The 23,654-nt window shown below is 41.5% G+C and carries 21 protein-coding genes and 3 riboswitches; of the genes, 12 read left to right on the forward strand and 9 right to left on the reverse strand.

Features of this window, described 5'->3' with window-relative positions:
- Positions 1-502: 502 nt before the first annotated feature.
- The 3 genes from COP04_RS07070 (at position 503) to COP04_RS20735 (ending at position 2,451) form a co-directional block, all read left to right on the forward strand.
- Positions 503-1,258: a Tim44 domain-containing protein gene (locus tag COP04_RS07070; protein ID WP_100487325.1), complete on the forward strand. Its 756-nt coding sequence runs from the start codon at positions 503-505 to the stop codon at positions 1,256-1,258.
- A 146-nt stretch (positions 1,259-1,404) separates the two neighbouring features.
- Positions 1,405-2,298 carry a magnesium transporter CorA family protein gene (locus tag COP04_RS07075; protein WP_100487326.1) on the forward strand — a complete coding sequence of 298 codons (894 nt, stop codon included), beginning with the start codon at positions 1,405-1,407 and terminating at the stop codon, positions 2,296-2,298.
- Between the two features lie 36 nt (positions 2,299-2,334).
- A complete protein-coding gene (locus COP04_RS20735) occupies positions 2,335-2,451 on the forward strand; it encodes an NAD(P)-dependent oxidoreductase (protein WP_162297083.1) in 117 nt (38 codons plus the stop codon).
- A gap of 713 nt (positions 2,452-3,164) precedes the next feature.
- Here COP04_RS20735 and COP04_RS07085 read toward each other — a convergent pair.
- The 4 genes from COP04_RS07085 to COP04_RS07100 form a co-directional block, all read right to left on the reverse strand.
- Positions 3,165-4,157 (reverse strand): ketoacyl-ACP synthase III, encoded by a 993-nt coding sequence (locus COP04_RS07085; RefSeq protein ID WP_100489577.1) that lies wholly within the window; start codon positions 4,155-4,157, stop codon positions 3,165-3,167.
- A gap of 85 nt (positions 4,158-4,242) precedes the next feature.
- A complete protein-coding gene (locus tag COP04_RS07090) occupies positions 4,243-4,593 on the reverse strand; it encodes a hypothetical protein (protein ID WP_100487327.1) in 351 nt (116 codons plus the stop codon).
- Between the two features lie 517 nt (positions 4,594-5,110).
- Positions 5,111-6,541, reverse strand: coding sequence for an aspartate ammonia-lyase (gene aspA, locus COP04_RS07095; RefSeq protein WP_100487328.1), 1,431 nt, complete (start codon positions 6,539-6,541; stop codon positions 5,111-5,113).
- Between the two features lie 558 nt (positions 6,542-7,099).
- Positions 7,100-7,423, reverse strand: a complete 324-nt coding sequence (locus tag COP04_RS07100) for an ArsR/SmtB family transcription factor (protein WP_100487329.1) — start codon at positions 7,421-7,423, stop codon at positions 7,100-7,102.
- A 613-nt stretch (positions 7,424-8,036) separates the two neighbouring features.
- Between COP04_RS07100 and COP04_RS07105 the strand changes: the two genes are divergently transcribed.
- Positions 8,037-9,359: a helix-turn-helix domain-containing protein gene (locus COP04_RS07105; RefSeq protein ID WP_157800221.1), complete on the forward strand. Its 1,323-nt coding sequence runs from the start codon at positions 8,037-8,039 to the stop codon at positions 9,357-9,359.
- Between the two features lie 175 nt (positions 9,360-9,534).
- On the opposite strand, the gene COP04_RS07110 is transcribed toward COP04_RS07105, so the two are convergent.
- Positions 9,535-10,722, reverse strand: coding sequence for a S53 family peptidase (locus COP04_RS07110; RefSeq protein WP_100487331.1), 1,188 nt, complete (start codon positions 10,720-10,722; stop codon positions 9,535-9,537).
- A 577-nt stretch (positions 10,723-11,299) separates the two neighbouring features.
- On the opposite strand from COP04_RS07110, the gene COP04_RS07115 reads away from it, so the two are divergent.
- Positions 11,300-11,911, forward strand: coding sequence for a flavin reductase family protein (locus COP04_RS07115; protein WP_100487332.1), 612 nt, complete (start codon positions 11,300-11,302; stop codon positions 11,909-11,911).
- Positions 11,912-12,311: 400 nt separating this feature from the next.
- Here COP04_RS07115 and metC read toward each other — a convergent pair whose 3' ends face one another.
- Positions 12,312-13,499, reverse strand: coding sequence for a cystathionine beta-lyase (gene metC / locus COP04_RS07120; protein ID WP_100487333.1), 1,188 nt, complete (start codon positions 13,497-13,499; stop codon positions 12,312-12,314).
- Complete coding sequence (locus tag COP04_RS07125; protein WP_100487334.1) at positions 13,492-14,613, reverse strand: PLP-dependent transferase; 1,122 nt, start codon at positions 14,611-14,613, stop codon at positions 13,492-13,494. Before COP04_RS07125 ends, metC begins: the two co-directional genes overlap by 8 nt.
- Before the next feature lie 137 nt (positions 14,614-14,750).
- Positions 14,751-14,863: riboswitch (SAM riboswitch) on the reverse strand.
- A gap of 491 nt (positions 14,864-15,354) precedes the next feature.
- Positions 15,355-15,460, forward strand: a riboswitch (SAM riboswitch).
- Between the two features lie 167 nt (positions 15,461-15,627).
- Between COP04_RS07125 and COP04_RS07130 the strand changes: the two genes are divergently transcribed.
- The 7 genes from COP04_RS07130 to COP04_RS07160 all read left to right on the forward strand — a co-directional run bounded on the left by COP04_RS07130 (position 15,628) and on the right by COP04_RS07160 (position 21,655).
- Positions 15,628-16,791: an amidohydrolase gene (locus COP04_RS07130; protein ID WP_100487335.1), complete on the forward strand. Its 1,164-nt coding sequence runs from the start codon at positions 15,628-15,630 to the stop codon at positions 16,789-16,791.
- A gap of 115 nt (positions 16,792-16,906) precedes the next feature.
- Entirely contained in the window at positions 16,907-17,386 is a 480-nt protein-coding gene (locus tag COP04_RS07135; protein ID WP_100487336.1) for a hypothetical protein, read from the forward strand.
- 727 nt (positions 17,387-18,113) lie between these two features.
- Complete coding sequence (locus COP04_RS07140; RefSeq protein WP_100487337.1) at positions 18,114-18,512, forward strand: MerR family transcriptional regulator; 399 nt, start codon at positions 18,114-18,116, stop codon at positions 18,510-18,512.
- A 15-nt stretch (positions 18,513-18,527) separates the two neighbouring features.
- Complete coding sequence (locus COP04_RS07145) at positions 18,528-19,700, forward strand: MDR family MFS transporter (protein ID WP_100487338.1); 1,173 nt, start codon at positions 18,528-18,530, stop codon at positions 19,698-19,700.
- Positions 19,701-20,039: 339 nt separating this feature from the next.
- A riboswitch (SAM riboswitch) is annotated at positions 20,040-20,146 on the forward strand.
- A gap of 115 nt (positions 20,147-20,261) precedes the next feature.
- On the forward strand, positions 20,262-20,711 hold the full coding sequence (locus tag COP04_RS07150) for a LysR family transcriptional regulator (RefSeq protein ID WP_100487339.1): 450 nt from the start codon (positions 20,262-20,264) through the stop codon (positions 20,709-20,711).
- 172 nt (positions 20,712-20,883) lie between these two features.
- Positions 20,884-21,198, forward strand: a complete 315-nt coding sequence (locus tag COP04_RS07155; protein ID WP_100487340.1) for a hypothetical protein — start codon at positions 20,884-20,886, stop codon at positions 21,196-21,198.
- A complete protein-coding gene (locus COP04_RS07160) occupies positions 21,191-21,655 on the forward strand; it encodes a hypothetical protein (RefSeq protein WP_100487341.1) in 465 nt (154 codons plus the stop codon). Before COP04_RS07155 ends, COP04_RS07160 begins: the two co-directional genes overlap by 8 nt.
- A gap of 230 nt (positions 21,656-21,885) precedes the next feature.
- Here the strand turns inward: COP04_RS07160 and COP04_RS07165 are convergent, their stop codons facing one another.
- On the reverse strand, positions 21,886-22,650 hold the full coding sequence (locus tag COP04_RS07165; protein ID WP_100487342.1) for an ABC transporter ATP-binding protein: 765 nt from the start codon (positions 22,648-22,650) through the stop codon (positions 21,886-21,888).
- Positions 22,644-23,636, reverse strand: a complete 993-nt coding sequence (locus tag COP04_RS07170; RefSeq protein WP_204988034.1) for an ABC transporter permease — start codon at positions 23,634-23,636, stop codon at positions 22,644-22,646. The genes COP04_RS07165 and COP04_RS07170 overlap by 7 nt, the downstream gene beginning before the upstream one ends.
- Between the last annotated feature and the right edge of the window lie 18 nt (positions 23,637-23,654).

The following is a 23,654-nucleotide window of genomic DNA, read 5'->3' on the forward strand; positions in this document are numbered from 1 at the left end:
CGGTATCTGGTTTTAGTCTTATTACGGGGGAACCACTCCAATGAACAACTGGAAGGTATAATACAATGAAGAATAATATTTATGATACGGAATGATTGAAGAACGAGTCCATTACTCGTACCTGTCCAATAGAAGTCGTCTAAGCTCTTCTTGGGGGTCCGATACCTGATTCCTGTTCCAACGATCGCATGGCCAGTGCTTCTAAAACGGCTTGGACCGGCGAAAACAACGCCAACCGCTCAGAGTTGTTGACAACTTGTTCTGTGATCGTACTTAATTTTTGGGTTTGTTCTCTCCCAATCCGGCTAATTGTAGTTCCATCTTGTCCAAACGCTTTTCAAAAGGATTCATGCGTGTGTCCAATCCATCCAGCTTGTCAACAGTTTGTTTTAATAAGGCATTCTCTTAAGGGATTGCCGTAAAGTGGCGGTTTTTTCTGAGTAGCTTAGAGGCTTGACAGTGACCGTTAAACTAGAATTAAAAAGCAAGTTGGAGTGACTGGATGAAACGTTTGCGAATCATTTGTTTTATTTTACTTATCTTGTTTGCCATGGGATCGGTTGCTGAAAATGTGCACGTGGCTTATGCCCGGGCCGGTGGTGGCGGAGCAGGAGGGGCCAGAGGGGGCGGAACGACTGCTGGTGATGCCGGACATACCGGCGGACCAGGGCTTGGTCCCGGTCCCGGTCACTTTACACGTACCGATCCGGTGACACAAACCACACCTTTTGATATTCTCTTTACCGTTGCCTTTTTTGGTTTTCTTATTTTTGGTCCGAAGGGTGCATGGAGTGGTGTATTTAGGGGGGCTTTCTTTTACAGAATTAAAAACCCGACTTCAAAAAATATTGAATTCTGGAGAGATAAAGCTTTACGCGACCGAATTATCGAATGCTACGTTGAGATTCAGAAGGCCTGGTCGGCGCAGCATCCGGATGAAGCAAAAGCCTATATGTCCGATCTGATGATCTGGCAGCATCAGCAGATGATTGACGAAATGGTGAAGAAAAATGAGCATAACATCGTGAGCAGGGTGAGGGTCGTCGGTATTCGAGCCGTCTATGTGTCACCGGATAAAGACGATATGCGTGTGTTGATTACCGGAAAAATGATTGATTATCGAATCAACATAAGTACGAAAAAACTGCTTGCCGAAAGCCGGTTTCGTAGGGACATCGCGACAGAAAGCTGGCGCTTCATCAAACGCGACGGTGAATGGGTAGCTGACCGGATCAATGGCGAGATTGTCAGTAAGTGAAGGAAACAGTTTCATGTCACTGCTGATTTGATCATAGTCCGTCAGTCTCAGTGTTGGAAAAACCTTTGGGACAATGATATTCTCTTAAGAGAGAAGTTGCGGGCAAGGCAACCCTTAGTGACACCTTCATTTGGAGGAGAATATTAATGATCGAACGGTTTTTGATAGATCAAAAATCAACCTGGGTGATTGTGACCATCCCAGTGGAAAGCGAATTAAGCGAATTAAGAACGCAATTAGCTGATGAGATTCTGAATTATGCGCTCGATAGCAACGAGCGTGCCCGCGTGGAATACGACACCTATACGCATACGTTATTGATTATTTTTAACGCTGTTTTACCAAGTTTGGTAGATCAGCATTACGAGACAGCTCCGGTTGCATTGATTATAACGGATGGTCAGATGTTCTCATTTTTGAGTGACCAAACAGCATTTATTGCTGATAAAATTCGCGTGATTTTAACCGAACATCGCTCACGTTACCTCGCTTTATTTGAACTTTTATTCCAGCTTTCGGAAGATTACTTCGGCGATATTGAGGTGACTAACCGGCAGCGCCGAGCCGTGGCCGAGAAGCTTCGGCATCAAACAACAACCCCCAACTTATTGGCGTTATCTGATTTGGAACAAAGCCTGGTGTATCTGTTAACCGCGTCAAAAGCGAATGTGATTTCATTGAATCAGCTAAGAACACTGCAACCCATTCGACAATTAACAGGTATTGAAACTGAACGGTTGGATGATGTCATCATCGAAGCGAAACAAGCTGTTGAAATGGCACAACTCACCACCGATGTCATTGAACGTTTATCAGTGACTTACAACAATGTCTTAAACAACAATTTAAATAATACGATGAAATTTTTAACGGTTTGGTCATTGGTTTTAACGATTCCAACAATTGTTACCGGTTTTTTTGGTATGAATGTACCACTGCCTCTTGTGAAGAACATGTATGCGTGGGAAATAACCATTGGCATCACGATCATCTTGGCGGTCTCAATGATGATCAGCTTTTGGAAACACCATCTGTTGTGATCTTGCTGGCTATCACTTTATGAGCATGACAGTCAAGTGTTAAATATGATGGAACCCAGCGCCTACTCAGTTAATGAGGCCCAGGGCTCAATTGTCGATGAAAAAGAACTGATTCGTACGCTAAAGGAGCACAGAATGCATGTGCTCCTTTAGATGTGTTTTGGCATAAATCATTACCGGATGATGAATCAATTAGGACTGCACTTGCTTTTACCGTTAAGGCAAAGGATAGATTGTCGCTATAAACAACACAAGAAGTTGATCAGGTGTTGGTAGAAGAAAAGTCTCAGTGGGAAGGTAAATGAAAATAACTGAATGCCCGTCGGTAAAGCTGTTTTACGATATACTTAAGCGCCTACCTGAATCATCATCATCAAAATAGGAATTTCAATCAGGCTTAAAAGCGTCGTTTCTGTAACCATGACTGCCGCATAGTCTGAATCGGCATGGAAAATTTTGGAAACGATGGGTGCGTTGGTCATCACCGGCTGTTTTACAATTCATCTTCGGCACGTTGCTTATTTTACAAGTTTTACAAGAGGTGAATGTGCCGTGATACAATTATTTTTGCTACTGGATGGCTCTAAGTAACTATGTAACTATGCCATTTGATTAAATAGAAACGAGTTGAATATCGAGCACACTAAGAAAAGCATCGGAAACATCCCGATGCTTTTCTTACACTTTAAGAAAGTATAAAAATTTCAAGGATTAAAGTGTAAGTGCAACTNGAAAAGCATCCATCCCGATGCTTTTCTTACACTTTAAGAAAGTATAAAAATTTCAAGGATTAAAGTGTAAGTGCAACTAGGCCTCTGGCATTGCCTAAAGGCTTGCCAGAGGCAAGTTTTCTTTAGATGTCCACATTAATATTTAAACAGCATACCGATCGTTTGCAGACCTGCTCCAACTGTCCAGAAAATAACGTAGTCACCTCTTTTAATACGTCCCTCTTGCAGCCCTTCATGGAGGGCGAGAAAAGGACTGCTTGTCCCTGTATAGCCAAACCGATCGCCTATGTAAATGATTTGTTCATTAGTAAGGTTAAAGTGTTTCTGTATTTCGAGAATATTAGCTAGTGAAAACTGAGATAAGCAGTAGGCTTTTACTTCCTCTGGCGACAGGTGTTGCTCGTCCAATAATTCCTGAATTGAGTGATAAGCAGGAGGAAGTGCACAGCTTCCGTCAAAAGGTGTCCATTTAAGATAACGGCCGCCCTTGCCTTGGCGCAGAGCCTTAGCGAGACCTTGAGCGGGATAAATGATGTTCTCACGGGTTTCGGTTGTCTCTGAAAAGTAGCTGGAACCCAAGAAACCTTCTTCAGTTTCTGACTTTTCCAGAATGACGGCACAAGCGGCATCTCCATAGTTTGAATAAGTCACTTCATCATTGGGGTCGCAAAGCAGTGTATTGTAATCCGAGCCAACAACTAAAGTTCTATTTACTTTTGGATTAGATTTCATGTACCTGCAAGCCTGCTCCACAGCAACTGACATTCCGCCGCAGTTCGCGTTCGAATCCAGAATAATAGTATGAGATTTTGCCTGAATGGCATGATGAACAAATGTTGCGTTCGTGGGAAATGTGTATTCAGGGACTTGTGTGGAAAACACAATCATGTCAATATCTTCGCCAATAAGGTTCGCTTGTGCTAAAGCATCTTTTGCCGCTTCAGTGCCCATGGTTAATCCATTTTCTTCGTCACTTTGGATCATGTAGCGGCTTTCACGTCCCATGTGTGTTAAAAAGTGGTCAATGTCCTTCCCCTGGTCGTGAAAGTGTTTAAGAAAATATTCATTGGATAGGCTCGTTTCTGGATGATAGGCACCTACAGAGCGAATAATAATATTCAATAACATCTCTCCCAAAGTAAAAGTTTTTAATAAAAAAACATCATGAAAATGAAAAATGTCCACCGTAAGGAGAACATTTTGTTCCTGATCGTTAGTTAGAGGCAACCACGACTTCAGCATTATCCAATTCTGTTCGGTGAGCAATGCGCTTCAATTGCATGCTGACAACCGCGCTGCTTGTAATGAATTTAACTTTATTAAATCCACTCGCTTTGTACATTTTGTAGCACGCTTCAAGCATTGGCAAAATTTCAGGCGAAACGACAACCAAAGATTTGCAGTCCAGAATTAAGTCATAGTCTTTCGGATCAATGGCTCCGACTTCTGCCTGATAGGTCTGCACAAAACTTTGGGCATCTTTTTCTTGAAACTTACCGCTCACTGCAATATTGACTTCTTTTGTTTCTGGGTGAACTTCGATAGAATACTCGGCGTTGTTCATTTGAAAACTCCTTTATTTACTAGTAGTAATATTTACATTTGAAATATCGACATATTTCTCCAAAATATTTAATAGATCGGTAAAAAATGGAGTGTCCCAAATTTTCACTGCCCAATGTCCAATTCAGGCAAGTAAACCATGATTTGATAAAGTCCGCGTTCCAATGATTGCAGGCTGCGGAGAAATAGGCCCATTTATTAAACAGGGAGTTTAAAATTGATTGTTGGCTGATTAGATGAAGGGAGCATTGCTGACGTTTGAATTATTAACGAACGCATTGCTGCCTAGTATCTTGACTTTGAGTTTAATTCTTTTTGCCGGATAGAATCATGCTACTGCCCCATTTTGAAAACGCTACTTAAGAATGTGTAGCTCCATTGAATTTTGCTTTAAATTGATAAATGCCGAACAGGACGCCACATCCTGTTCAGCATTAAGCCATACATGCCGTCACAATTCCCTCATCCGCGAGTTGGAGTCATGTATTTTATCCAGTGTTTCAATAAAAGCAGTTTTATTAGTGTATGGGTAGACAGGAATTTAGCTGTTTTTCTCCCGATATCCCAGGTTTCGTCATTTCGTATGGGTCAAGAATAATTTGTAATTGGTTTCTGGTTAGCACATGCTGTTCTAAACAGAGTTGCCTGATTGGTTTTTTGGACAGGATGGCCTGTCTTGCCAATTCAGAAGATGCTTCATACCCTAAATAGGGACTGAGTGCTGTAATGATTCCAACACTTTTTTCAACGTAGGACTTTAATGTTTCTTCATAGGGCTCAATCCCCTTTAAACAGTTCTTTGTAAATGTTTGAAAAACATTGTCCATGATGCTGATGGATTGAAGAAGATTGAACACTAGGACAGGTTCCATAACATTTAACTCCAGTTGGCCTGCTCCCGAAGCCAGTGCAATCGTCTGATCATTTCCGCTCACTTGAAAAGCGACTTGATTAACCACTTCTGCCATCACTGGATTTACTTTTCCAGGCATTATCGAGGATCCTGGCTGCCGGGCAGGAAGCTTGATTTCATGAAATCCGGAACGGGGACCAGAGGCCATTAAGCGTAAATCGTTTGCTATTTTTGACATATTGATCATGCATATTTTCAGCGCAGCCGACACTTCAGTATAGGCATCCGTATTCTGTGTCGCATCAACTGAATGATCTACATGGCGAATTGGCAAATGACTGATTTTTGACAGATATTTAACCGTTAGTTCAGTGTACTGTGAGTCTGCATTCAGCCCTGTTCCCACAGCTGTGGCTCCTATATTCACTTTGTAGAGCGGACGGCCAGCCTGTCTGATTCTCTCAATGTCCCGTTCAATGACATGGCTATAGGCTTCAAATTCCTGACCAAGCCGGATGGGTACAGCATCCTGAAGGTGTGTCCGTCCCATTTTTATCACATGGTCAAATTCATTCGCCTTTTTCTCAAATTCAACCAACATCATGCTCATAGAATCTAAAAGCCTTTTTAGCAATTTAATCGTTGCCAGGTGAGTTGCCGTAGGAAATGAATCATTGGTCGACTGCGACATGTTGACGTGACTATTCGGGCTAATCAGCGCATAATTTCCTTTTTCCTGGCCCATGAGTTCTAATGCACGGTTTGCGATCACTTCATTTACATTCATATTGATCGACGTTCCGGCTCCGCCTTGAATGGGATCTACGATAAACTGATCCTTCCATTTTTCATCTATAATTTCTGTCGCTGCCGTAACAATTGCCTGACCAATTTTGGGCTTAAGATGTTTGATCTCCATATTTGCAAGAGCTGCAGACTTTTTAACCATAGCGAATGCCTGTATTAATGTTTCGCTTATTCTATAACCAGTTATAGGAAAGTTTTCAACAGCTCTTAACGTTTGTATGCCGTAATATGCATCAACGGGCACTTCTTTAGCACCCAAAAAATCATGTTCAGTCCGTGTGCCAGACATTGAAATTCACACTCCCAATTGCTAATATTTTTTCTTTTTCGATTTAAAATAGACAATGGTGTCTAACGATACCCATAATAGTTAATGATCTGCATGTCACACCCTTGTGAGAAATAACATACTTCATCTGACGTTTCGCCGATAATAATACTACAAATTATTAAATGTTTAATATGTTTGTAAGGTTATTTGACAAAGTTTTTGATTCAAAATAGGCTCTAAATAATCAAAATTAACAACAATGCTAACAGTCTGAATTAAAATTAATTTATTTTATTACATGTTGAACAGTACTAATCGGGGTTACAATTCTTTGGATCATGTTTTATATGTAGCAGAATGTTCTGAAATAAAGGAGAAGGAATTTACTTTTAATCGTTGGTTGGACCAATTGTCCAAAAGCGATGGGTGAAAACGAAAAAATAGTGTTCTATTAAACCTTTTAAGGGCTTCCGGGAATCTCAGCATCTTCTGATGGGCTTTACAACCGGTGAACATTGACAGAATCAAATTGACACACAATGTAAATATTTGGCTTGCTTCTCAGCTTTCTACGTTTCACTTACCGGTGTTCATTTCTTTTTGAATGTTCATAATAGATCCTATTAGATTTGGGAAGTACTTGTTTAACTCTGTCTTTCTAAGCGATAAAAAACTGTTTCTGCCATTTCTGCGTATGTGGATCAGACCATTTTCTCTTAATGTCCGGTAATGATGCGACAAATTGCTCTTTTTACCAAGATCCTCAAAATGAGAGCAGCTTTGTTCTCCTTGGTTATTATAGAGTCTTGTCACAATTTGCAGGCGAGTGGGGTCACTTAAAGCATATAATAATTGTTCTAAATTAATGTCCTCAATGTTTGGGTGAATGAGCGGTCGCACGATGAACCTTCTTTCTTTATATTACGATTGAATATAGCTTATTATGCTATACAATTCAACTGTTTATCAATCTACAAACAATCAAATTTCAAAGGCAAAAAAAATCGAGCCCCACGAGGCTCTCTACTTTTGCTTGAATTAAACCAGAGTTTGGATGACTTCGATAATACATCTTTTTTTATTTAGCGATGACCTAACTAATCCGAAGTTATCACAAAGAAGCGTAAACAAATTCAAAAAAGAGTTAAAATGGGCAGGATTCAATAATTGTGATTCGTTTTCTATTCTATTAATTTATTATCAATTGCAAAATGATGTCAACTTTTTAGAAAAGAAATGGAGTTTAGAACACCATCAATTGGCCATGTCCGACTAACCACCGGTAAAAAGTGATTTGAATTTAAAATGGCAAATGTTATAAGCAACAGAAAAAGGACAAAAATAAGTTTTTTCATAAAAAGTCCCCCTATTGGTTTTTTTGTGACGAATATACTTAATAAATTTAACTTTAATAACACTAAGTAATCCTGTCAATACTTTATTGAAGAAAACGTGCAAAAAAATTGTTAACAAGTTATTATATAGTAAAAATACGAGAATGGGAGTTAAAGTTGTGGAATATATTCAAAATATTAAACGCATTCGACGTGGATTGGGACTAACTCAGCAGGAACTTGCAGGACCGGGCTTAAGCAGAAGCATGATTAGTTTGATCGAAAGCGGCAGGAGCGTCCCGTCACTAAAAACTTTACAGATCATTGCTGATAAATTAGGTGTGCCGGTGCAAAACTTAATGGAAGATGAGCCACATAATCAACATGAGATAAAGTTAACCGTCAGTGATGAAATTATCCAAAAGAGAATATCGGTTTGCAAAGCACTTCTTAAGGCTAAAAAGCTGAATGAGGCAGAAAAACTTTTATCAGAAACGGCTCAGCTAACAAAGAATAATGTATTTGCCCGCGGACTTCTATTGAAAGAAAAAGGGATGATTGCTTTCGAACGGAAAGATTTTACTCAAGCCATTAATGCCTTTGAAGAGGCTTTGCTATATATAACTCCTGATCATGTTGAAGAATTAATGGAAATATATTGTCAGCTGGCAGAGACTTACCGAAATAACGGAAACTACGTATTGGCCATTGAAAATGCGTTATATGGAAATATCATAACGAAAACGAAACAAATACAAACTGATCCCCTGATTCAATTAAAGCTGTATTATAATTTGGCTAATTGTTACTGTCGACAGAAAGAATTTCACAGGGGACTTGAAGTGATTAATCAGGCTTTAAAAGTAATGAAAGAAACCAAGATGACCTATCTTGAAGGCAACTTTTATATACTTAAAGGGTCGTCGGAGTCTTACTTTGGAGACCATAATGCGGCATTGAAATCGGACCAAACAGCGCTTTCGCTTTTTCAGGTGGAAGAAGATGAAAAAAATCGGCAACGAATCATGGGATGCTTGGTTAATTTGGGGATTGACTATCGTTTCCTGAAAAAATTTAACCAATCATACGCTATGCTGTTAAGAAGCTATAAAATGATGGAAGAAGGCTGGCCCGAAGTTTCTCTGAAAAATGTTATTTATGAGCTTTCCTTAACCTTGGTTTATCTTGATAAGTATGATGAGGCGCAGAACTGGATAGCGAAGGGATTAGATATCCAGACCGATGAAAATTCAATGAACGGAAAACTCACGTATATTGCTGCTTTAATCTGTTTTCATCAGAACGAGCTGCAGGCTGCCAAACGTTCTGCTGACAGAGCGCAAACACTGCTGGGCGGTAACGCTTATTGGGAAGGGAAATGCCTGAAGCTAAAAGGAGAAATTCTCTTCAAAGAAGGTCAAAACGCAGAGGCCTATAGAATTGCAGACGAAGCACTGGATGCGCAATTAAAGGAGAGAGATAAAATATATTTTGAAGAATGAGCACTTATTATTATTTTTCGAAATAAATACTTTAAAGAATATTTTACGATTAAAAGAAACTGGGGAGAGAATTTAATTTTCTTTCTCCAGTTTCTTCATCTTTAAAAAGTTTGAGATAGTTTTATACAAGAAAGGATTATATTATTTGGGTAGAAATCTAGTAACCATTTAATTTTTAATAACTACTTAAAAGGGGTATCAAGTCATTCGCAGCCGGGCTGCCTATCCCAGTTACTTCATCATAACCTGGCTTCGCGGTATAACCATTACTTCCTGATGTGATGTCATGAAAGTCGGTCGTGTAGCCGCTGCTTCCGGTTGGACCGGCGATGCTATAAATAGCGCCTAACGCTTGCGCACTTGATAGCGGCTGCAAACGTCCTTGGTCAGCCAGCGCGATTAATGCACCCCATGCCGGAGCACTGAAACTTGTCCCACCGACTTGGAACCATCCCGATTGCCCTTGATTTGGTGTACTGGTATAAACATATACTCCGGTATTTGGGTCGGCATCGAACGCCACATCCGGTATACCTCTATTGGATCCAACCACATTTGACCAGCCTGTTTGGAAGTTTGGAATACTTTCGTAAGTACTCGTTGCTCCTCCAGAACCCGACCAGGCAGATTCGCTGCTGTATGACCCATCAGCTGCCAGATATAAGGAAGTTCCCCCAACCGAAACGACATTGGGCGAAGCTGCGGGCCAGGAGCTTCCCTCACCATTGTCACCGGAAGAGGCTAAATAAGTGATTCCGCTATGGTTAAAATGACTGTCGTACGAAGTTTCGGATGAAAATTCGGATCCTCCCCAGCTGTTTGAAACTACGGTTGCACCGTGAGCTGTCGCATAATCAATGCCTGCGAGTAAATCAGTAAGGGACGCTGACTTTGTCGCGACCACTAATATTTGTGCATCCGGAGCGAGGGCGTGAGCCCATTCGGCATCCAATGATGTTTCAAGAGCCCAGCCGCCATTAGTACTTGGCTTTCCTTGAGGATACGCCTCAGTAATGTTTGCACTCGACAGGCCAAACTGTTGATCAAATGTGCTCAAGTCGGCTTGGATCGTCGGGCTGCCATAAGCATCGACGACGGCAATAGTCTGGCCGGCTCCTGTCTGACTCAACTGATTAATTCCATAAGCGCTTCTAATCTGCGACGGGTCATAAACATTGGAAACAACGTTAGGCTTTATTCCACTAGAGATGTGTTTGAAATGCAGCGGATGATGGGCAACCCATCCACTAGGTATTGAGGGTGACGCTGCCGCTTTCGCATTGGCGAAAATGGGTGTCTCAGTGAATAGAACAAATAGCACAGCCAAAAAAACCATTCCGAATGCCTTGGAGATCCGTTTCATCTACTTTCCCTCCTAGATTGATAGTTTAATTTATTCTGATATTATTAATCGGAATAAATTTCAAAATCAATAATATCACGATATTCGTAAAAAAACCATCGAAAAATGTTATCAATACCATTCATAGATAGTAATAGTGATTATATTGGCTTAGTATAAACTGACGATTTTAATGAATAATTTTAAAAGAAAGAAAAATTAATAATAGCTAAATGGGTAAAAAGTACTTTAATCGGGGGAAAAAGAATATTGGTTTGATCCGGCCGAACTTAGCAACCTGACTCATTATTTTGACGGTATCAAAGGAATGGTGATTAACGGCGGGCAGTGTTTACACTTTTCTTTTCTGTACCCTTTGAGAAAAACCGTCAACTTTTTTGAGAAACAAAAGGAAAATGCTCGATTTAACTCAAAGAAGGGAGGCTCTCTATTAAAAATCCAATCCGGCATTCAAAATGAAACACGATTATATTTCTGCTATGAGTCGAAAGAGGTTATACTGTTTTTATTAAATAACAATCAACATTAAGAAAAGAAAGACACAGACTAATGAGTTTCAAGATGGGAGGAACGTACTTTGATCAGTATAGATCCTGCAACTCTCTCTGTGAGAGAGAACTATAAATTTTTATCAGGCAGTATTATTCCCAGACCGGTCGCATTCGTGACCACCCAGTCGCTGACAGGAGTCTTGAATGCCGCCCCGTTTAGCTACTTCAATATTGTCACAGAAGAACCGCCGATGATTTCTGTCTCAGTACAACGATCAGGCGGAAAAATGAAAGATACATCTAGAAATGCGGCTGAACAGAAAGAATTTGTTGTTCACATCTCAGATGAGACCTATATTGATCAAATAAATAAAACAGCGAAACCTTTGCCATCGGATGAAAGCGAGATTGAATATTCCGGACTCACTCCCATTGATAGCACAATGATAAATGTCTCGGGAGTGAAGGAAGCAAGCATTCGGATGGAGTGCATTCTTGAGAAAATCTTACCGCTTGGAGGGACGGGAGATCATCCTTCATGTGATCTGTTAATCGGACGCATCGTTCATTACCACATTAGAGAAGATTTATACAGGAACGGGCGAATTGACCCTTCAGGGTTAAAACCAGTTAGCAGGCTGGCGGGAAGTTCTTACGCTAAGCTGGGAGAAATCTTTGATTTGACTCGACCAGTGTAAGCATTTAATCATCCGTTCATAAGCAAACGGTGTGATTTTGTTTGTATTTGTATCAGAAAAATTATTGAGTGAGTCAATCCGTATTTACTGTGCTGGTTATTGCGATTGCCTAATTTGTACGCGGCCGATGAAAGCTTTTTTAGCAGACATGATATCTCTAAAACCATCAAAAATGGCTCGACGATGGCCACCTCGAATAGCAAATCTGCTTTGCGATTGAGCTGGGTCAGCTAGAGATTAACTGTCTGGAAATATATCAACCGTTATTGGGAAATATCGATTTTCATAAGAATAGACTAGCAGTGATGATAAAGACCCCGAAAACCTTGATAACCGAGGATTTTCGGGGTTTCCGTTTTTTTATAGGGCGCTTCATTACTTCATCAGGAAGATACTCGTATCAAAGGAGGCCCTTTACCGTCTCCCGTTCATTTTCATGGCCGGCGGTTAATCCGACCGTAAAGTCACGAATCAGATCATCCGGATCTTCCAGACCAACCGATAGACGGAGCAGACCATTGCCGATGCCGGCCTTGATTCGTTCTTCTTCTGAAAGTTCAGCATGAGACATCTTTGGCGGGTAGGAGAGAATTGATTCGACCGCGCCAAGGCTGACTGCGAAAACAGGCAGGGATACGTGATTGACAAAGCATCGTGCAGCTGCTTCATCTTTTAATTCAAAAGAAAGAACGGCTCCGCCTGAACCGGCCTGCACCATCTGAAGATCGGATCCGGGATGTCCGGGTAGGCCGGGATAATAGACCGTTTTTACTTCCGGCCTTGCTGAGAAAAATGAAGCAATTTTCAAGGCGGATTCCGCAGATTTACGGAAGCGGACATCGAGTGTTTTCAGTCCTCTCAGCAAGAGCCAAGAATCCTGAACACCGAGAACCGCACCCAGTGCATTTTGCAGAAAATAAATTTTCTCTGCCAGTTCCTTGTTCCCGGCGACTGCCAAACCGGCCACAACGTCACTATGCCCGGAAATAAATTTGGTGGCGCTGTGTAAAACAAGGTCGGCACCCAGCTCAAGCGGACGCTGAAAGACAGGGGTCATAAATGTATTGTCAACGAATGTATAACATCGATGGGCTTTGGCGATTTCCGAAACAGCATGAATGTCTGTGACTTTAAGTGTCGGATTTGAAGGAGTTTCAACATAAATCACTTTTGTATTCGGACGGATCGCCTGTTCGACCTGGTCGAGATTTGAAGTATCAACAAAAGTATGGTCAATGCCAAACCGGCCCAGTATCTGAGTCAGAATCCGGAAGGTCCCTCCATAGACGTTTTTCGGAACGATGGCGTGATCACCTGTGGAAAGCAGCAGGAAAGCTGTGGATATTGCTGCCATTCCGGAAGCGAAGGCAAAACCTTGGACGCCGCCTTCCAGCGACGCAATCGCTTTTTCCAGAGCTTCGCGTGTCGGATTGCCGGATCGGCTGTAATCATACTTTCCAAAGTGGTCGAAGTCTTTTTGATGAAAAGTCGATGACAAATAGACCGGAACATTAGCTGCACCCGTCTGCGGATCGACGGAAACGGTATTCCGGATCAACCGGGTAGAAAACTGGAAAGAATCAGTCATGGATCGTCACTCCCTTTTTCAGTGATTGAAAGGCCTGATCCAGATCCTGAATCAGATCTTCCGAATTTTCAATGCCTGTGGACAGGCGAAGAAGCGTATTAGTCAAGCCGTACTTGAGCCGCAGCGCTTCAGGAATATCGGCATGGGTCTGCGTCGTCGGGTAAGTGATCAGACTTTCCACTCCGCCCAGACTCTCGGCAAAGGTGATCAGCTTAAGACCCTTTAGAAAGGGTTCAACGTAAGATTGCTTGCTGATTTCGAAGCTGACCATCCCTCCTTTTCCCGGATAAATAACGTTTGTGACGAGAAGTTGTTCCTTCAGGTAGCTGACAATCTGTTTGGCATTGGCTTCATGCTGCTTCATGCGCAGAGCCAGCGTTTTCAAACCCCTAATCAACAGCCATGAGCTGAACGGATCAAGCACAGGTCCATAGGAATTGTGGCTGATCCTCAGTTTCTCAGTAATCTTTAAGGAGTTGGAAACAACCAGTCCTGCGAGCACATCGTTGTGCCCTGCCAGATACTTGGTGCCACTATGCACAACGATGTCGGCTCCTTCTGAGATTGGCTTCTGAAGAATCGGCGTGTAAAAAGTATTATCAACAATCAGTAACGCCTGACTTTTTTTTGCGATATATGAAATCCGGGACAGGTCAACCTCATGCATCAGCGGATTAGTCGGTGTTTCAATAAAAATAGCTTTTGTTTCTGCCTTAATCAGCGAAGACAGTTCCTCATAACTTTCACCATCCCAGTACGAGAACAAAATGTGGTATTGATTGGCGAGAATCTCAAATAACCGGTATGTTCCGCCGTAAAGGTCGCGTGAAGCGATGATGTGGTCTCCGCTGCTGAACAGTGAGAAAACAAGCTGTATGGCGCTCATTCCAGAACTACAGGCAAAACCCTCTTCTCCGCCTTCGATGTCGGCAATCGCTTTTTCGAGAATGGACCGTGTCGGATTTCCGGTCCGAGTGTAGTCGTAACCTTTTGATATACCAATCCCGCTGTGCCGGTAGGCCGTGGATAAATAGATTGGAACGCTCACAGCGCCCAGTTCGTCAAAACCATTCCCTATTTGTGTCAGTTTGGTTTCTACTCTGTACTCAGACATATTTTGATTACCCCTCTCATTTCATTGTTTGGTAATGATGCAGGAAAGCTTCGAGAAAGACAGCCGGATTTACCCACTATTTTTCTCAAAAATAAAAAGCCTTCTTCGGAAAGAAGAAGGCTTTGTCAGCAAGTTTCTTCTTATCCCTCAGGCACACTCCTGTACCTGCTGGAATTAGCACCTTACCCCTCTTTTGGCGGCGGTTGCTGAAGCGTCATCGGGCCAGTCCCTCGACTTCTCTTGATAAGAAAGTAAATCATTAAGTATTGTTCAATTAATGAAAAGTGTATAACAGTTTAATTGCTTTTTCAAGCCTATGTTTCTTTTTGAACTATTCTTGAATTGGGAAATCAATGAAATTTACGGCTTTTTTTTCTAAAATATGCTCTCGAAGTTAATACAGACCTTCACAGTAAATAAAGGCATGATCATCGAATGAGGATAGGCAACCATTGGAAATCAGTACGTTGCTCAGATGATTGATCACCGTAAAATTCTGAGGAGAGGCGCTCCCAAAAATATATTAACAAGTATAAATTCGATAATTACTATGTGTATTAAAATTAATTAAGTGTAACCCATCAAAATGATAAACTCCGTAAGATGGCCCATGTTTTTCGACTTGCCAATATGGCGTCTGTAAATTTAATTAATATTAAACACATGAGAGCAATGTGAATTTAATATTGACACTCTGAGATCCGGTATCTATGATTAGTGACAACAACTTAATTTTTAAAATTCTTGTACAGAGCGGCGGAGAGGTTGGCCCAATGAAATCTGATAACTAGTATTTAGTTGTATGGTGTCAATTTCCGGAACACGGGATGTGTTCAAAAGATGAGAAGAAGCAGGAATAAGCGTTCTTATTTTTCGGGCTTGTTTTTTGTGTTGATCTCAGGAGATTTCGCTTATTTCCAACAACTTCATTTTTTAAAAATTTCAAGCAATTGCCGGTTAGACTGTTCTTATCAGGTATAGCCACGAGAGGTTTAGATAGGGGTGGAGAATCAGATGCAGACAAAATTAACCCATGCAGCATTGCAAGAAAAGATGATACACTTTCGTCATCATCTTCATGAATATCCGGAACTGGCGGATCATGAATATGCGACAACAAGGTATATTAAAGAAATTCTGCAATCATGGGGAATAAAGATATTGCCGACGACATTAAAAACAGGTGTGATTGCGGAAATCGGCAATAACGCCAAGGGACCAACTATTGCATTGCGTGCCGATATTGATGCTCTTCCGATTACTGAGCAAACCGGATTACCTTACGAGTCACGAAACAAAGGCGTGATGCATGCCTGCGGACATGACATTCATACCGCATCACTACTTGGTGCTGCTTACTTGTTAAAGCAGGAAGAACAACAGCTGAGAGGCAGTATCCGCCTGATTTTCCAATTGTCGGAAGAAGCAAACGAAGGTGCTTTGCAGGTGATTCGTGCCGGGCATCTCAAAGGTGTCGCGGCTATTATCGGTTTTCATAACGAGCCGGGGATTTCATTGGGCAAGATCGGGATACGTTCGGGTGCCTTTATGGGTGCCATTGATAAATTTAAGGTGACACTTCGTGGCAAAGGGTCACACGCGGCGCACCCGGAAGCCGGTCATGATCCAATCATCGCCTTGACCACTACAGTAAACGCACTGCAATCAATCATCAGCCGTAATCTATCTCCACTCAGCGGTGCTGTTGTGAGCGTGACCCAGCTGAATGCCGGTAATGTATGGAACGTTCTACCAGAGACAGCCGTTTTCAGCGGAACCGTTCGAACACTGGGGGCCACCGACCGCAAGATGATCCATCAACGATTTTCTGAAATTGTCACACACACAGCGGCTGCATATGGAACAACTGCTGAGATTGACTGGTACAGCGGCGATCCTTCCGTGAACAACGATAGAAGACTTTCAGAGATTGTGGCTGACGAAACCGGTAAATTTGCGACTGTATTTATCCCTGAGCCAACACTGGGCAGCGATGATTTCGCTTGCTATCAGGAGCACATCCCCGGTGTCTATGCCATTATTGGCGTTAATGGGAATGTGAGCGTTCATAATGCCCACTATACAGCAGACGATGGTGTGTTAATCTATGGTGCCCGTTACTTTGAAAGGAATGCCGTCAGAATTTTACAAAAACTGGAAAATGAGTCAGTAAGATAATGTGACTGGCAAGGATCAGGTGCCCAGACAGCCATAGACTGGCTATGAATCTGCAATTGAACGGTGAGATAGAGATTCCGAAGGAGCAAATCCTGAAGGGAGTTAGTGAGGCATCATGAAGGAACTTAAAAAGACATTCGTTTCATTTTTCAAACTGCCACTGGTTTTATCTCTGTTATTAATGCTCTTGCTCGTTTCCGCTGGTTGCGGAGCACAAAATGCAGAGGTACCGCATCAGATACATAAAGCTGCCAAGGTGAAATCTTCGAAAAAACCTATGGTGGACGTATCGACTAACTACGATTTTAAAGTGAAAATAACCCCTCCAAAAGTTGGAAACGATAAACTGGCTCTTGCTGCCTTCTATAAAGGGAAAAGAACAACAGATCTCCAGAAGGTTTCTCTGTCAATAAAAATGGTGGTTATGGATATGGGAACGACTCAAATCCAGTTTCCGGTGAAAAACCTGGGTAAAGGGACGGTGCTTGTTAAAGATACATTTCTGATGCCCGGCCGTTTTTTGATCCATATCCATGCCCTAACAGCTTCGTACAAGGTTGCTAATAAGGATATCATTGTTAACATCGACAATTAACTACGGGAGAGCATCGTGCCGCGACAATCAGAAAAGTTGTTCGCAACACATCCGCCGTCCTTCTTACTGCGGATGCGTTGTTTATTTTTCAAAGCAGTTTATCTGCGATGGCAGTGTGAAATTGAGTCGGATTCTGTTGTTACATACACCATTCAGATTACTTCCGAGACGAAGGTAATCCCCAAACGGCATTACGTATCCTGGATAAGGTAAACTACCGAACGGATCAGTCAGTGGCGAGATGGTTAATAACGAACACAAAGGACAAAACAAGTGATCTGGCAGACGAACAGACAGGAAGTGGTCCCTTTGTCAAGATAGAGAGAGCTAAGATAGGGAGTGGTGTGTAAATCTGCTCTCTATTTTATTGCCCCGCTCTGAGCAATCTTGTCCCTCGGTTTTGTCCTAAGTGCCCTTCAGAGATAGCACAGTTGGGCTTTTATAATGATAATATACACAATATCTATATTATAGAGAAGTAATGGATTTTTCAGTCAGGAATTGATATGAATGAAACTGTTGATAGTTTTGCACCTGTTTCAGAATAAGCTTCTTTTTCGAGACCCTTTTTCTTCCTTTTTACCATATCAATTTGGTTTATCTGGCTTTTGCTTCCTTACCCTGACGCGTTAGAAGGTAAAGCCAAGTTTATGAGAAGAATTTTGATTATTGCTCTTGACTTAGAGGTAACTCTAATTCTTATACTACGAAAAAGGGGATAGGTCATATGAATAAAATCAGTGATGTTTCGCAGTTGACGGGGATGTCTGCCTATACACTTCGCTACTATGAAGAAATAGGTTTACTTCCTAAAGTTAAAAAGAATTGTTCAGGTGCAAGAAATTATAGCGCCGAAGACATTGCATTTATCGAATTTATCAAAGGTTTAAAGAAAATGGGACTCTCGTTAGAAGAGATCGTCCATTTTGGAAAAGAAGGTTGTATCAGTGAGAATAGAAGTTTGACCGGGAAGGTTGAACTCAGAAGTGTATTAGAGAAACGTTCGGCAGTATTAGAAAGTCATTTACGAAAACTTGATGAAAAACGAAAAATCATTGAAAATAACAGGAAGAAAATTATCGGCCGAATGAACTTATACAAGGCAATGATAGACAAACAGCACTAATGAGGAAGGGTTAGCTTGAAGCATTCAAAGTTAAAATGGTTAGTCACTGGATCAATTTTAAATAATGCAGGCGTTAGTTTTATTTGGCCGTTAAATACTATTTACATGCACGATCACCTAGGAAAATCACTGAGTGTGGCTGGCCTTGTGCTGCTATTGAATTCAATGACAACGTTGATCGGTAATTTTTGGGGCGGACGGCTGTTTGATCGAATAGGTGGCTATAAAACGATTTTAATTGGATTGTTTACCTCGATTATTTCACTCATTGGTTTAGTTATGAATCACGGCTGGCCTCTTTACGCAGTATTTTTAATAATACTCGGTTTAGGCACAGGTATCATTGTTATATCCATTAATTCGCTTGCTTCCAGCATGTCCGGCTACGATCATCGTTATGTATTTAATTCAATTTATCTCGGACTTAACATCGGGGTGGCTGTTGGGACTTCGATTGCCGGTTTCATCGCTGATATCAATATTTCTCTTATATTTACAGCAAACCTGCTGTTATATGTAGCCTTTTTAACGATTGTTTTATTTTTTTACAAAAATATAGAGGCTGTTCATCTACAAAGTCATCCTGAAAAAACAAAGAGGGCAAAGATGGATCGTAGAAGTCATAAACAGTTCATCAACGTCTTTATCATTTGCTTTCTTTATTTCATCATATGGACCGGTTATGTGCAATGGCAAAGCAATATTTCGGTTCGTTTACCAGAATTAGATATTTCAATAAAGCAGTATAGTTTTTTATGGACAATCAATGCAGTGCTTATTATTTTAGGTCAGCCATTTATTTCACAAATTATTAAGAAAGCGGCTCATACTTACAAAGCACAAATTGATATAGGCATTGTTTCGTTTATTTTATCTTTCGTCGTTCTCATGTTCAGTCGGCAGTATGCGGGATTCATAGTGGCAATCGTTTTACTGACTTTTGGTGAAATGTTTGCGTTTCCGGCGATACCGGCCATGATCAGTACGATTGCCCCCACTCAGCAGAAAGGATCTTATCAAAGTTTTGTAAATATGTCATCCACTTTGGGAAGAGCACTTGGACCAATACTTGGCGGAGTTGTTGTTGAACAATTATCTTATGTTTATCTTTATTTAATGACGATTATTCTAATAGGTATATCGACTTTCATTTTTCACTATATGTTAAAACATATTGGCTCGTATTGATATAGAAGATATTCTTCATTAGCAAAATTTCAACTTTCTCGGAATAAAAATTGAACCAAGTATAAATGGAAAAATAAGAACGTGTAAAAATATAAAAAATGGGCGATATCTTGCAGCTCGTTTCGTGAATAACTGACATACAGCCATTGACTCAATCTTTATAAATCCCATAAAAGCAACGCTATGGAAAATTATTTTGTCTATCTATATGCATACTACTTTGAATCGATCTACTGTGGAAAAGCAAAATACACAATAAACATATAAAAATAGTATGAATTAATCTTGATTTTTATATTCAAGTTATATATTCTGTAGTTAACCCCAAATTTTAATATATTCTTATCCAAAGTGGCAGAGGGACTGGCCCGATGAAGCCCGACAACCAGCACAGTGTGTATGGTGTCAATTCCATGAACACAATAATTGTGTTCAGAAGATAAGAAGAAAAAACAAGCCTTCTTGTCTCTTGGCTTGTTTTTTCTTAGGTTGTTCAATTTGTCGATTTTTCTTAATGGGATCAATTTGACATTAACTTAATCTAAAGGAGTGCGTTTGAAAGTGCTAAAAAAGCAGCCCTCATTCAGGAAACTTTTTCAAGGGAACGTGTCGGACATTTTGCATGATGAACACACCTTGAAAATGATTGACGCGAGAATTGATAAAAAATATACTGGTAAATTTTCAGAAGTTGCCCAGAAAATGAAGGGAGGCGAGGGCACACCGATTAATACTGAAATAAACCCCAATCCTGCGATGACGATCGACCAGTTGAACGCTTTCCTGGCTGTTGCTGAATCTCAGAGTTATCAACTGGCGGCAAAGGAGTTAATGCTCTCACAGTCCACGATTTCTTCACGTATTAAAACGCTTGAAAGAGAATTGAATGCGGATCTCTTTGTTAAAGAAAGGTTGGGCTTGCATTTGTCAGTACGTGGGGCTGTTTTTGCACCCTATGCCAGGCTGATGGTTGATACTTTTAGAAGGGCATTGCTGAAATTGGGAAGCTGACAAATGCTGTGCGCGATGGAACAAATTAGTAAGCCGTATTGCAAGTGTTTTTTCTTTTTTTGCTCTTCTTTCATAACTATAAGGATTAAAGGAGAGTGGTAGAGATTTTACATAAGGTATATTCGATCAGCAGTTTTGCTGAAAAACTAACAGTCAATCGCGGGTGTTTCCATTGTTAAAAATTTTACGATTCATTCATTATACGGCTGGTATGGTGGGTTCATTAATTGTTCTGCTGATGTCTATCACCGGAATCCTACTTAACCACCGCTCACTTATCGGTTACTCCTCAGCTGCATCAATGAAGATACAAACACTGATCTTTGCGCTGCATTCAGGGTATGTAGGAAATACCTCTATTGTCTGGCTGACTGATATAGGCGCTATTTGCATGATTGTGCTAAGTATTTCAGGAGTCTGGATGTGGATTAGTTTTGTCATAAAAATCAGTAAGGGAAGAAAAAGGAGAAGAAAAAGGAATGGGTAAAAAATTCATCACAATTGTCTTCAGTGCACTGTTCATTTTTACACTTGCAGGGTGCTCCTCATCAAATGCAGGCGGTGCGTCAAGTTCGCAATCTACTAATAATAGTACGCAGTCGAGCAGCAGTAATAACAGCAGCAGTACGAGCAAACAGTCTCTGAAGACGGCGCTTGAGAACGAATTGAGTGGGTTCACCAAGGTAGAACAATATATTAAAAAATCAGATTATGAATTGGCTGATACGCTGGCTGGCCAACTGCATGACGAATTCCACACAGCCATTTTACCGCCGCTGCAGGCAAAAAAAGGCGCAACCTATGCGGAGAACGTTCATGCCCAATATGATGCTCTCCAGAATGCGATCACAAACAAAAATCTTTCGCAGATTAAGTCACTTGTGAAAGTCAACCGGACGAATCTTTATACTGTGGCAAAAATTCTCGGTGTATCGCTGAACTAATCATTTCGGAAAAGTCCATAATAAAACAGGCCGCCTGCTCAAATCGTTCGGGCAAGCGGCCTGTTTTAAGGTTAGTCATCAATAACGTAACTTAGGTTGCTCCCATACATGGAGATCATGAGGCTCAATCCCTGCATGTTCATATCTATTGATTTGTACCATCTTGCAGTTCCTCCGATTGTGACGGATTTTTTAAGTCCGTTAGCTAAAATGGAATCAGAAAAAACACATCAAGCTGAGAAGTTCAACACATCCAGAACTTGTTCTTTTAAAGCAATGAACGCCTTACTGTCGCGATGGCGCGGGTGAGGCAGCTCCACATCGATCACTTTTTTCAAAATGGCGGGGCGTGGTGTCATGGTGAAAATCCGGTCTGCCAGATAAACAGCTTCTTCGACATCATGCGTCACCATCACCATCGTGATTTTACGCTGTTGCCAGATCTTGATGAGTTCATCGTGCATCTTCATCCGGGTAAAAGCATCCAATGCACCGAAGGGTTCATCAAATAACAATACCTTCGGATAATTAATCAGTGCTCTTGCCAGAGCGACACGCTGCTGCATGCCACCGGAAAGTTCGTAAGGATAATTCTTTTCAAAACCCTTTAACCCGACTAAATCAATGAAGTGCTGAATGTCATCATGCTTCTTACGATATTCACCAGCTAATTTAGGGCCGAATCCCACATTTTGTTCGATCGTCAACCACGGATATAGCGTAGGATCCTGAAAGACTAATCCGCGTTCACGACTGGGCCCTTCAACAGGGTTTCCGTCAACCAACACTTCTCCCGAGGTCGGGTGGTCCAGACCGGCTAATAATCGTAATAAAGTAGATTTGCCGCAACCGGAAGGTCCAATCAACGCAATAAATTCGCCCGGTTTTACCTCTGCGTTCACGTGATGTACGGCTTCGACCGGAGTACCGCTGTCTGTACGCGCTGGAAAGGCTTTTCGAATATTGTTGAACGTGATTTGCCCATCTTTTACCATTTAATAATCCCCTTCTGCCATCTCAGGAAGTAGTCACGTACTTTGAAGAGCAGCGTAATGATCAATGAGAAACTGATTGCAATGACGATCAGACCGGCGTAAACATTCGCGTACGCCAGTATTTGCCGCTGCCAGTTAATATACCAGCCGATACCGTATTTAACACCAATCATTTCAGCGGTCATCAGTGTAATAAATGACGAGCATGTCCCGTTGAATATGCCGACGAAAATATTAGGCAGCGCGCTGGGTACGGCAACTCTGAAAATCTTCTGTAAGTCCGTGGCGCCGAGTGTGTCTGCCACTTCCAAGAACGTCTTTTTAACATTGGCAACACCGGAGTTCGTTAACACGGTTACCGGGAACCATGTTGACAAAGCAATCAGGAAGACCGATGCCTGAAAACTTGTTGCAAAGGCTGACAGAGCGATCGGTATAAATGCGGTAGATGGAATTGGGCCCAGTAATTTAACAATGGGGTCCACCCAGTAATTCCACTTTGTATACCAGCCGATCAGTACTCCGGTCGCCAGACCTGTTACGGTGCCAATGAGCAGTCCGATTGCCAGCAAGCGGGCCGAATAGGCCAGACATTCTAACAGAAATGGCCAATCCGTAACCAGCACGTTTAGAATTGCTTCAGGCGAAGGGAAGAAAATTGGCTGAAGCAGTGCCAGTTTAAGTGTGACGAAATTATACAGACCGACGGCTAGAAATGACGCACCAATGAAGTAACTTTTATAGACGAACTTCTGCAGACCACCGAAAAGGGTGTGATAGGTTGCTAATACCAGAGTGATGATTAAAGCTGCAATCAGCAAATCTGTATACCATGGAAATGATTTGGTCAGCAGCGCCTCGCTTTTCGGAACAACCAGTTGAACGATAAGAGTAATGGCGATCGCCAGACTGGCAAAGTAGGCCCGTCCGGCCTGTCGTTCACTTAGTCGGGTGGCTCCCTTGACATACAATGAATCATTTTCCAATAAAATCCCTCCCTCTTA

The sequence above is a fragment of the Sporolactobacillus pectinivorans genome (assembly GCF_002802965.1).
GTDB classification, from domain to species: domain Bacteria; phylum Bacillota; class Bacilli; order Bacillales; family Sporolactobacillaceae; genus Sporolactobacillus; species Sporolactobacillus pectinivorans.

Excerpts from the sequence above, each read along its gene's own strand:
- COP04_RS07070 (WP_100487325.1), top strand. The coding sequence starts at position 503 with ATGAAACGTTTGCGAATCATTTGTTTTATTTTACTTATCTTGTTTGCC.
- COP04_RS07075 (WP_100487326.1), top strand. The coding sequence starts at position 1,405 with ATGATCGAACGGTTTTTGATAGATCAAAAATCAACCTGGGTGATTGTG.
- COP04_RS07085 (WP_100489577.1), bottom strand. The coding sequence starts at position 4,157 with ATGTTATTGAATATTATTATTCGCTCTGTAGGTGCCTATCATCCAGAA.
- COP04_RS07090 (WP_100487327.1), bottom strand. The coding sequence starts at position 4,593 with ATGAACAACGCCGAGTATTCTATCGAAGTTCACCCAGAAACAAAAGAA.
- aspA (WP_100487328.1), bottom strand. The coding sequence starts at position 6,541 with ATGTCTGGCACACGGACTGAACATGATTTTTTGGGTGCTAAAGAAGTG.
- COP04_RS07110 (WP_100487331.1), bottom strand. The coding sequence starts at position 10,722 with ATGAAACGGATCTCCAAGGCATTCGGAATGGTTTTTTTGGCTGTGCTA.
- metC (WP_100487333.1), bottom strand. The coding sequence starts at position 13,499 with ATGACTGATTCTTTCCAGTTTTCTACCCGGTTGATCCGGAATACCGTT.
- COP04_RS07125 (WP_100487334.1), bottom strand. The coding sequence starts at position 14,613 with ATGTCTGAGTACAGAGTAGAAACCAAACTGACACAAATAGGGAATGGT.
- COP04_RS07130 (WP_100487335.1), top strand. The coding sequence starts at position 15,628 with ATGCAGACAAAATTAACCCATGCAGCATTGCAAGAAAAGATGATACAC.
- COP04_RS07135 (WP_100487336.1), top strand. The coding sequence starts at position 16,907 with ATGAAGGAACTTAAAAAGACATTCGTTTCATTTTTCAAACTGCCACTG.
- COP04_RS07140 (WP_100487337.1), top strand. The coding sequence starts at position 18,114 with ATGAATAAAATCAGTGATGTTTCGCAGTTGACGGGGATGTCTGCCTAT.
- COP04_RS07160 (WP_100487341.1), top strand. The coding sequence starts at position 21,191 with ATGGGTAAAAAATTCATCACAATTGTCTTCAGTGCACTGTTCATTTTT.
- COP04_RS07165 (WP_100487342.1), bottom strand. The coding sequence starts at position 22,650 with ATGGTAAAAGATGGGCAAATCACGTTCAACAATATTCGAAAAGCCTTT.